The sequence below is a fragment of the Proteus sp. TSJ240517 genome, from assembly GCF_047921575.1.
Lineage (GTDB): Bacteria > Pseudomonadota > Gammaproteobacteria > Enterobacterales > Enterobacteriaceae > Proteus.
In genome coordinates, this window is sequence record NZ_JBLRMH010000002.1 from 574,118 (window position 1) to 584,531 (window position 10,414).

7 protein-coding genes are annotated in these 10,414 nt (G+C 36.1%); 3 read left to right on the top strand and 4 right to left on the bottom strand.

From position 1 onward, the window contains the following. Positions 1-69: 69 nt before the first annotated feature. Entirely contained in the window at positions 70-627 is a 558-nt protein-coding gene (gene hydN, locus ACNARN_RS06190; RefSeq protein ID WP_416304248.1) for an electron transport protein HydN, read from the bottom strand. A 404-nt stretch (positions 628-1,031) separates the two neighbouring features. On the opposite strand from hydN, the gene ACNARN_RS06195 reads away from it, so the two are divergent. Both ACNARN_RS06195 and ACNARN_RS06200 read left to right on the top strand, forming a co-directional pair. Then, complete coding sequence (locus tag ACNARN_RS06195) at positions 1,032-2,645, top strand: sigma 54-interacting transcriptional regulator (RefSeq protein ID WP_196532423.1); 1,614 nt, start codon at positions 1,032-1,034, stop codon at positions 2,643-2,645. Positions 2,646-2,815: 170 nt separating this feature from the next. Continuing rightward, positions 2,816-3,703: a 2OG-Fe dioxygenase family protein gene (locus ACNARN_RS06200; protein ID WP_109374303.1), complete on the top strand. Its 888-nt coding sequence runs from the start codon at positions 2,816-2,818 to the stop codon at positions 3,701-3,703. 100 nt (positions 3,704-3,803) lie between these two features. Here ACNARN_RS06200 and fdhF read toward each other — a convergent pair whose 3' ends face one another. Continuing rightward, positions 3,804-5,948: a formate dehydrogenase subunit alpha gene (gene fdhF, locus ACNARN_RS06205; protein WP_198619238.1), complete on the bottom strand. Its 2,145-nt coding sequence runs from the start codon at positions 5,946-5,948 to the stop codon at positions 3,804-3,806. A 531-nt stretch (positions 5,949-6,479) separates the two neighbouring features. Between fdhF and eptB the strand changes: the two genes are divergently transcribed. Beyond that, positions 6,480-8,171: a kdo(2)-lipid A phosphoethanolamine 7''-transferase gene (eptB, locus tag ACNARN_RS06210; RefSeq protein WP_198619237.1), complete on the top strand. Its 1,692-nt coding sequence runs from the start codon at positions 6,480-6,482 to the stop codon at positions 8,169-8,171. Between the two features lie 110 nt (positions 8,172-8,281). On the opposite strand, the gene ACNARN_RS06215 is transcribed toward eptB, so the two are convergent. Further along, complete coding sequence (locus ACNARN_RS06215) at positions 8,282-9,478, bottom strand: lactate oxidase (RefSeq protein ID WP_198632040.1); 1,197 nt, start codon at positions 9,476-9,478, stop codon at positions 8,282-8,284. A gap of 121 nt (positions 9,479-9,599) precedes the next feature. Then, positions 9,600-10,223, bottom strand: coding sequence for an isochorismate family cysteine hydrolase YcaC (ycaC, locus tag ACNARN_RS06220; RefSeq protein ID WP_023583682.1), 624 nt, complete (start codon positions 10,221-10,223; stop codon positions 9,600-9,602). Positions 10,224-10,414 lie beyond the last annotated feature (191 nt).

A 10,414-nucleotide genomic window follows, 5' to 3' on the forward strand; every position in this document is an offset into this window, starting at 1 on the left:
GATACCTTATTGAAGCAGGATAAATAATAGCAACTATAGTACCAGTACATAGTTGCTTCATTATTGATCTTAGAACAACAATTCAGCACCGGTTTCAAAAGCTGCTCTGCGACGACGCTCTTTAACCATCTCTTCAAGTGCATCTCTATCAATACACACTAAAGCATGAGTTGGGCAGACTTCAATACATGCGGGGCCCGCTTCACGATGGTGGCATAAGTCGCATTTGTTGGCTTCCGCTTTAAATGCCTCAATCGCATTGAGCGCGGTTAATGTGCGCATAACTGGACGAGAAACCACTTCCATCGTGCCATAAGGGCAAGCCAGTACACAGGTTTTACAACCTATACATTTTTCCTGATCAACATAGTAATAATCTTTGTTATGAATGATAGCGCCATTCGGACACACATTAGCACAAGGGGCATCTTCACATTGATGACAAACAACTGCCGTACTGATTGAAAATCCTTTGACCACATGAATTCGGGGTTGGAAATTCTGCTCACTAATTTGCTCAATGGCTAAATTATCTTGGTCTACTTGCTGATGTGACACGACACAAGCCACTTCACAAGTATGGCAACCAATACATTTTTTAGGGTCTGCAATGATGAAACGGTTCATCATATTCTCCTGATCTTTGTTATATATAGCCGTTATATATGGCGATAAATGCAACGAGTTATTCTAATTAAGAGTAATAATTAGAGTATCAATAGAATGAATCTAGCACGGTTCATGCCAATATATTTTTGATATAACTATTCCTTATTTTTCAATTAAATAATTTTCAAATAAAAATGATTATTAATTAATAAACAAGTCACTTCGTCAAATTATTCGACAATTTTGACGATAAAATAAATCGATATATATTTGATTATATAGTGATTTGATAAATTTATATTCTTAAGTTTCACGACATATACAAAAATAGCGGGTTGGATCAAAAATGATTCAGTCATTGATATAAATTTATTATAAACCTACTACAATATAGCTAATTTTTTAGGGCAATCGGTGGTGTCATGAAATTAAGCAGTAACAATGCTGAAACTATGGAGAGCCTTCGTAATGAGCGCAACCAATATCGAATATTGGTTGATATCACAAATTCTGTATTAGCTCATCTAGACATGGATGGTCTTATTTCTGAAGTCTCTAAAGAAATACATCGTTTTTTTGGATTGAACCATATTAGTCTTATGTTATGCCGTACCTCATCACAAAATAGTGGTGAAGGTATTCTTTACTCTAGTCGTTATCAGACTGGGAAATCAGTCATTCGCCAACAACGTAAGTTTAGTAGCGCAAATAACAAAGCAGAAGAAATTATTAATCAGAATAAACCTGTCTTAATTGATATTAATAAAGAAGATCAAGAAGATGTTTTGATTAAGCGTCTAGTTAAGCAAAATATGCAGACGGCTTTGTTATTGCCACTGGCTTTTAATCATAAACCGCTAGGCTTATTAATTTTAGCACACGAAGTAGGAAGCGTTTTTACTAACGATACTTGCCAATTGCTACAACAAATTGCAGCTCGTATTGGTATCGCCATTGAAAATGCAGCGGCTTATGAAGAAATAACACATTTAAAAGACAGTTTAAAGAATGAGAATATTTGGCTTAATGAGCAAATAGATAACAATGCATGCTTCAGTGAGATTATTTATCAAAGTGACGCTATGCATAATGTGCTAGAACAAATTGAATTAGTGGCACAAAGTGATAGTACTGTACTTATATTAGGTGAAACAGGTACGGGTAAAGAATTAATTGCGCGCGCTATTCATCGTCTAAGTCTGCGAAAAAATAAGTCGATGATAAAAATGAACTGTGCCGCAGTACCTTCTGGCCTTTTAGAAAGTGATCTCTTTGGCCATGATAAAGGCGCATTTACAGGCGCAACCAATACACATATTGGCCGATTTGAGATGGCAGATAAAAGCACGCTATTTCTTGATGAAATTGGTGATATGCCAATTGACTTACAACCCAAATTGCTTCGCGTTCTTCAAGAGCGAGAAATAGAAAGGTTGGGTGGTAATAAAGTGATCCCAGTTGATGTTAGGCTAATTGCAGCGACCAATAAAGATCTGCATGAATTAACAGATGAAGGTGAATTTCGAGAAGATCTTTATTATCGTCTTAATGTTTTTCCTATTATTATTCCACCACTAAGAGAGCGACCTGAAGATATTCCGCTTTTAGCTAAACATTTTACGCAAAAAATTGCGCGTAGAATGGATAGAAAAATAGATTGTATACCTGCCAACGCATTGGAGCAGTTAACACTTTATCCATGGCCGGGTAATGTTCGTGAACTTGAAAATATTATTGAGCGTGCCGTTATTTTAACGCGAGGATCAACATTAAACCTTCAGTTAAAAGAGCTTCATATTAACAAGCCCTCTCGTTTAAAGCAGGTACTGACGCAACCTTCATCCATTGAAAAGCGCATGCAGACGAATGCGCCAGAAAGCGATGATGAAGAGCGAGAAAGGATAATTCAAGCATTAAGAGAAACCAATGGTGTAGTTGCTGGCGCTAGAGGCGCTGCTTTAAAACTAGGATTAAAAAGAACAACGTTATTATCGCGGATGCAACGTCTCGGTATTTCAATTCCAGAAATACTTTAACCCTAAAATAGTTTCTTACTTATCTAAAAGAGTGTAATTATTTTATTACACTCTTTTTTTGTACATTTGAAACTTATTAATCTCTATCTATAATCTAAATGATTATATTTTATTAATTACTCACTTTATTAACTATTAATAATATAAACCATCAATGGAGCATATTATATATGAATAGCCTGCTTATAAATAGAATTAGTGAAATAAAAAAAGAATACAAGAATAATAAATATGTCTTTATTCCCCAAAGTATTGTCATTGATTTAATAAAACAATTAGGTGCTGAAGAAAAAGATATTAATGCACTCATGGAATATGGTGACTATTTAGCACAAGATCCGACTCTTTCATTTCGTCATTCTCGAACAGGACGCTACCTTTTTGATAATGATATAGAAACGATCTCCAGACTAGAATATCAACCTTTTGTTCTCACTGAAGAAGATGGATTTATTCGTGAAGACAGTGGCACACAAAGGCATTTTAGAGCACTTGATGATCGCTGGCAGAGCAATACGGCTTATCAAGCGTTATTAAAATTAAAAATGCTATTAATTCAAGGTAATAAATTTACATCTCGTCACTTAACCGATCAAAATTCGCCTAAATCAATATCAACTGTTTTTCATTTAAGATTAATTGCCCAACCAGATTCTTTAAGTGAACTTTCAATTGAAGGGGTTCATAAAGATGGCGTTGATCACACCATGATTGTGATGATGAATAAGAATAACGTTAAGGATAATACTGGCGCTTTACGTGTTCATTCACCAAAAGAGGCGATAGGAACAGCTTGGCAAAAAATTGATCCTAAAAATGTACTTTATGAACACAATAATGCGCAATATCTTGATATTTTACTCATTGCAGATAATGAATTAAATCATAGTGGTACACCTATTTTTACGCATGATAATAAAAAGCAGGCTTACCAAGATTTTATTGTTTTACTATCTCGCTATCCAACGGTTGATTCTCATCCATCACATAAATTTGATTCGATGGATCCGCATCCTGACTTACCTTTAACACTTTATTTAAATCAGTCCGTCGCTTAGTTGTGCACAAAATAATAATCTAATAAAAAACCGAGCTTACTGACGCTAAGGTCAATAAACTCGGTTCTAAGGCAGAAAGACAATATTAATCAGACGAAGATCAACCCTCGGCGGCTTCTCTTAAACGACGTTTAATATTGCTATATTCCGTTTTCACATAGTGTTCTGCCTGAGCCTGTTCCTTGATTGGCTCAACACATACTGCACAATATTTATACTCAGGTGTTTTGGTAATTGGGCTTAAATTCTCTGCAACCAGTTCGTTACAAGCACCAATCCACCATTGATAAGTCATATATACAGCACCTTTATTCGGTCTATCACTGACCGCAGCACGCGTAATGACTTTACCTTGACGAGAGCGTATCCAAACTAACTCTTGATCTTTGATACCCAACTGTTTGGCATCTTCTGTGTTTAATTGAACATAACCCGGTTCATCAGCCAACGCCGCCAATGCTTTACAGTTACCTGTCATTGAACGGCAAGAGTAGTGTCCAACTTCACGGACGGTTGCCAATACCATTGGAAACTCATCAGAGAGTTTGTCAATTGGTGGAGCCCACTCACAAGTAAAGAATTGACCTTTACCGTTAGGAGTATCGAATTTACCACCATCGTACAGATATTGTGTACCTGGGCTATCTTCTGTTGGGCAAGGCCATTGGATATAAGCCAAGTCCGCCATTTTTTCGTAAGTCGCACCATAATAAATTGGGCATAACTCACGCAACTCATCCCAAATTTCTTTGGTATTGTTGTAATGCATTGGATAACCCATTGCTGTTGCCATCAGACTGATAATTTGCCAGTCTGTTTTCACATCACCAACAGGTTCAACAGCTTTATAGAAGCGTTGGAAACCACGGTCTGCCGCAGTATAAACACCTTCATGCTCACCCCATGATGTTGCAGGGAAAATAACATCAGCAATAGACGCCGTTTTGGTCATAAAGATATCTTGCACTATCAGTAGATCCAGTTTTTCAAACGTTCTACGGATTGTTGCTAAATCAGGCTCAGTTTGCAGTGGATCTTCACCCATTACATAGTGAGCTTTTAATAAGCCGTGATCGATATTATGAGGAACTTCACTTAACGCATAGCCCACTTCTTCAGGCATTGACTCAATGCCCCAGAATTTAGCAAATTTCTCACGCGCTTTTTCGTCAGTAACGTATTGATAACCTGGTAGTGTGTTAGGCAATGCTCCCATATCACACGCACCTTGTACGTTATTTTGACCACGAACTGGGCCAACCCCGACATATTTTTTACCTAAATTACCCGTTAATAAAGCTAAACTAGTCAGTGAACGTACCGTTTCAACACCTTGGTAGAATTGAGTTACACCCATACCCCAAAGAATTGTCGCTGTTTCTGCTTTCGCGTACATACGTGCAGCTTCACGAATAATTTGAGCACTTAAACCTGTTATTTCTTCAACAGATTCAGGTGTATAGCTTTCAACTAATTTACAATACTCGTCAAATTGCTCGGTGTGATTTTCGATAAAGGATTTATCATGCAATCCTTCTTCAATAATCACATGCGCAATCGCATTTAATAGCGCAATGTTAGAGCCATTTTTTAAGCCTAAGTGTAAATCGGCTAAACGTGCTGTTTCGATGTAACGAGGGTCACATACAATAATTTTGGCACCCTTTTCTTTCGCCTTAACAATACGGCGAGCAACAATAGGATGCGAGTCTGCGGCGTTATAGCCGAAGACAAATAGACATTTGGTATCCTCAATCTCAACGATTGAGTTGCTCATAGCACCATTACCGACCGAACGCTGCAGACCTGCAACCGAAGGGCCGTGTCAGACACGAGCACAGCAGTCTATATTATTATTTCCGATAACCGCACGAGCGAATTTCTGCATAACGAAGTTAGCTTCGTTACCCGGGCCTCGTGAAGAGCCGGTTGTCATAATAGATTTAGCACCGTATTTCTCTTTGATAGCAAGAAGCTTGCTACTTGCAAACTCAATCGCTTCATCCCAAGAAACCGATTCTAATTTTCCGCCTCTTTCACGACGGATCATTGGTGTTTTAAGACGTGGAGTCAGTATCTTAGTATCATGGATAAAATCCCATCCATAATACCCTTTCAGACACAGCTCACCTTGGTTTGTTAAACCATTGGCTCCTTCAGCGCCAATAATTTTACCGTTTTCCACCTTCAGGTAGATTTTGCATCCTGAGGCGCAATACGGACAGACCGTGATGACTTTTTTCATCAACATTGCTCCTGTGTTCATCAACTTTCAGGTTATTACCTGATCTTCTCCTCTATCTATGCAGAGAGTGTGCCAAATAAGCACGCTTTTTCACTTTTCCACAACACAATGAAAAATAAAGAGAAATAAAATCCGTTGAATGAGCAAGAAAACAATGACAGCTAAAGTAGTAGGAAGTACTCGACACTAATGACGATATTTATGTCGATTTGTATTTCTATCAAAATTCGTTATACATTAATATTTATAACGTAATAATACTTATTTATTTCATCTGCGAAATCAAAATAATAAATACGCTTTCTTATCTGCCTTTATCGGGATCTTGCCGTATATAATGATGACAACCTTCTAATATCTCTATCAATATTCCTATCTACTAAAACTATTTAAAATTAATAATTTTGATATTTATGTAAATCAAATAAAAAATTTTTAAACTTCAATAAAAAAAAGAACATAATACTGAACCTGAAAACAACCTCGCGGTCTTAAAGACCTCTACACCATATAAATTGATAATAACTGAACATGCAAAAATTAAAGTTTTTACGTTTTTCTAAAGAGAACATTGCCCTTTTTTTAGCTGTCTACCTTGGTTTCTTTCTTAATCTTTCCGTTTACATTGGCCGATACGGCACACAAAATACAAACAACCCCCTCATTGATGCATTATATATTCTAGGTGAAATTGCTGTTAACATTGCCTTTACCTTCTTTCTATTACGGCTACTCTCTTTTTTCGGCTCTCTATTCTTTAAAATCGTCGCCTCTTTTATTCTCGTCGTGAGTGTTTGTGCGAGTTACTATATTTCTTTTTATGATGTCGTCATTGGATACGGCATTATTATTTCAACACTAACCACGGATACGGATTTATCTAAAGAGCTGGTTAGCCCAAATGTGATTATTTGGATTATTGGCTTATCTATTTTGCCATTAGCTCTTATTTGGCTAGGTAAAAAACCAGAGAAAAATCTAACTACACAACAAAAGAAAAAAATCTGGATAAAAAATACCGTCAAAATGCTTGTGATTGCACTGGCTGTTTTTGCCTATTTGAAAACACTTGATTCAAAACAAAAAGCCTATGAAATAAAAAATAACTTGGATCTGCCAAGCTATAGTGGTGGCTTAAGTTATGCGTATTTACCTACAAATTGGATTATCCCATTATTTCAATATGCAATAACGCAGTATGACGATACGTTTAATAACCAAAATATTTTTAATCCTGCCGATCACTTCACTTATGAGCCTTCAAAGGCAAATGAAGATGTGTATGTTGTTTTTATTATTGGTGAAACAGCAAGATGGGATCATATGGGATTGTTAGGATATGAACGTCAAACAAATCCTCTATTAAGCCAAGAGAAAAATCTTGTTGCCTTTAAAGGTATTTCTTGTGATACCGCAACCAAGCTCTCTTTAAAATGTATGTTTGTACGAGAAAACGGAACAGAAAGTAACGATCAGCGGACATTAAAAGAGAACAATATTTTTTCAGTATTAAGCCAATTAGGTATGTCATCAGAGTTGTTCTCCATGCAAAGTGAATTATGGTTTTACAATAAACTTGATTTAAATAACTACGCAATGAAAGAGATGATGACTGCAAAAAATAGCAATTTTGGTAAAGAACTTGATGACACCTTATTAATTACTGAAACGGCAAATACGGTTGCCCAACATCCAAAGGGAAATCATTTAGTAATTTTACACACTAAAGGCTCTCACTTTATGTATTCACAGCGTTACCCTGAATCATTCAAAAAATACCAACCTGAATGTTTAAATGTGGATGATGAGTGTACTAAAGAGCAGTTAGTGAATGCTTATGATAACTCTATTCTTTATACCGACTATTTTATTGATGGCATACTCGACACATTGCGCGATAAAAAAGCCATTGTGTTTTATACCTCCGATCACGGTGAATCTATTTCAGAAAAAGGTGGCTTACATGGCACACCAAAAGAAATTGCCCCACCAGAACAATTTAAAGTACCATTCTTAGTTTGGATGTCAGATAGCTATTTAGCAGAGCCTGAAAATAAACAGCTATTTGATAACTTAAAGCGCAATCAAGATGCAGAACGCACGTTCTATCATCACAATATTTTTGATTCAATGTTAGGTTGTCTAGGTTATTCATCGTCAGATGGTGGTATTAATAATCAAAATAACCTCTGTTTTAGTGACACACCATCAACCCAAGAATAATTTTTTAAACTAACAATATTCTTTTAAGTTGATAGAAAAAATAAGTTAATAGAAAAAACCCACGTTCAATATTGAGCGTGGGTTTTATTACTTTTAACTTTATAAACTAATTATTGATTAAAACTTGCGTCGGTATAAAGTGGAGTGGCTTGAATATCTTTTACTGTTTTTGCACCACCTAACATCATATTAATTTTTAATTCTTTATTTAAATGTTGGATAACTGAATTAACACCTTCAGCACCCCCTAAATTTAATCCATAAAGAATTGGGCGACCAACAGCAACAACATCTGCACCACTTGCTAATGCTTTAAAGACATGTGAACCACGACGCACACCACTGTCAAACACGATAGGTACACGTTTATTCACCACTTTGGCAATCGCAGGTAAGACATCAATTGTTGCTGGTGCGCTATCTAATTGACGACCACCGTGATTAGAAACCCAAATTGCATCTGCGCCGGCTTTAATTGCAGTATCTGCATCTTCAGGTGATTCGATACCTTTTACAATCACAGGTAAACCAGACATTTTTTTCACATACTGAATATCTGCGGGTGTAAATGCTTGTTTGGCTTGAGCATAAATTTCGCTAATACCCGCACCTTTACCTGTTTTAGATTTATCATCACTGATTTTTGCAAACGCTTCTAAGTTGGCAAAACCTAATGGGAATTGGAAGTTATTTTTCACATCATCTTCACGATAACCACCCACTGAAGAGTCGATAGTCATAATGATACCTTTAGCGCCATACTGTTTTGCTTGAGATAAAATATACTCATTAAAGGCATCATTTTTACTCATGTACAACTGAAAGAAAAATGGGTAACCGGGTTGGGCGTCCGCCACTTCTTTAATGGTTTTATTACCATAAGTGCTTAATGAAAAAATAGAGCCGGCTTTCGCCATACCTTTTGCTGTGGCAACTTCGCCTTGTTGATGTGCAAGCCCTTGAGCTGCCATCGGTGCCTGAATAATAGGCGTATCTAATTTAATACCCAAAAATTCTGTTTTTAAATCTAAGTCAGAAAATTCGATGCCTTGTAATGAACGAGGCATAATATATTTTTTATCAAATGCACTTGTATTAGAGCGTAAGTTATTTTCATCTTCAGCACCACCGCGAATATAACCGAAGGCGCCTTTTTCCATATTTGCTTGAACTTGAGCTTCCATTGCTTTTAGGTTTACTATTTTTATTGGACCTTCAGCAGTACTTGCTTTATATTCAGCGGCCTGTGCAACACCTACACTTAATGCCATAGCAATAGCGGTAGCTTTTAATATTTGACTTTTCATTTCTATTCCATTTTTAATTAAGGGCTTACATCTATAATTTAATAAAATTAAAATTCAATTAAATTATATTTTTCAAAAAATAATATAAGCCCTATTTTTAGGTAAAACTTAAATTAACCGCTTACTTTTTTGTTAAAGTATTATAGCTTGTCATCAGATTACGATAATCTGGAATATGGTTAGCAAACAGTGTACCTAATCCTTCGACATCATTACGCCAATCACGGTGTAACTCACAAGCTAAACCAAACCAGTTAATTAATTGAGCCCCTGCTTTTGACATTCTATCCCATGCAGAGTCGCGAGAAATGGCATTGAAAGTACCTGAAGCATCAGTGACAACAAAGACTTCAAAACCTTCTTCAAGTGCTGATAATGCAGGGAATGCAACACAAACTTCAGTCACAACGCCCGCAATAATCAGTTGTTTTTTACCCGTTGCTTTAACTGCTTTGACGAAGTCTTCATTATCCCATGCATTGATTTGACCTGGGCGAGCGATATAAGGAGCATCTGGGAACATTTCAACGAGCTGAGGCATTAGAGGACCATTAGGACCATCTTCAAAAGAAGTCGTTAAAATGGTAGGTAAATTAAAGTATTTAGCAGCATTGGCTAATGCTAGTACATTATTATTGAATTTATCAGGCTCGATATCTCTGACTAAAGAGAGTAATCCAGCTTGATGGTCTACCAACAGAACAGCGGCATTATTTTTATCAATACGATGATATTTAAAGCTCATAATAATCTCCGATAGCATAATAGAGGTAAGACTCAATTAAATCATAGCACCAAATTTACATGACAATATTCAGATTAATTTAAATTTGAGTTTATTTATAATAAACAACCAATTATAAATATTTAAATTTAATTAAATATCACGATATTTAATTAACTATTTATTGCCTTATATAAATTCATTTCGTTAAA

Excerpts from the sequence above, each read along its gene's own strand:
- hydN (WP_416304248.1), bottom strand. The coding sequence starts at position 627 with ATGAACCGTTTCATCATTGCAGACCCTAAAAAATGTATTGGTTGCCAT.
- ACNARN_RS06195 (WP_196532423.1), top strand. The coding sequence starts at position 1,032 with ATGAAATTAAGCAGTAACAATGCTGAAACTATGGAGAGCCTTCGTAAT.
- ACNARN_RS06200 (WP_109374303.1), top strand. The coding sequence starts at position 2,816 with ATGAATAGCCTGCTTATAAATAGAATTAGTGAAATAAAAAAAGAATAC.
- eptB (WP_198619237.1), top strand. The coding sequence starts at position 6,480 with ATGCAAAAATTAAAGTTTTTACGTTTTTCTAAAGAGAACATTGCCCTT.
- ACNARN_RS06215 (WP_198632040.1), bottom strand. The coding sequence starts at position 9,478 with ATGAAAAGTCAAATATTAAAAGCTACCGCTATTGCTATGGCATTAAGT.
- ycaC (WP_023583682.1), bottom strand. The coding sequence starts at position 10,223 with ATGAGCTTTAAATATCATCGTATTGATAAAAATAATGCCGCTGTTCTG.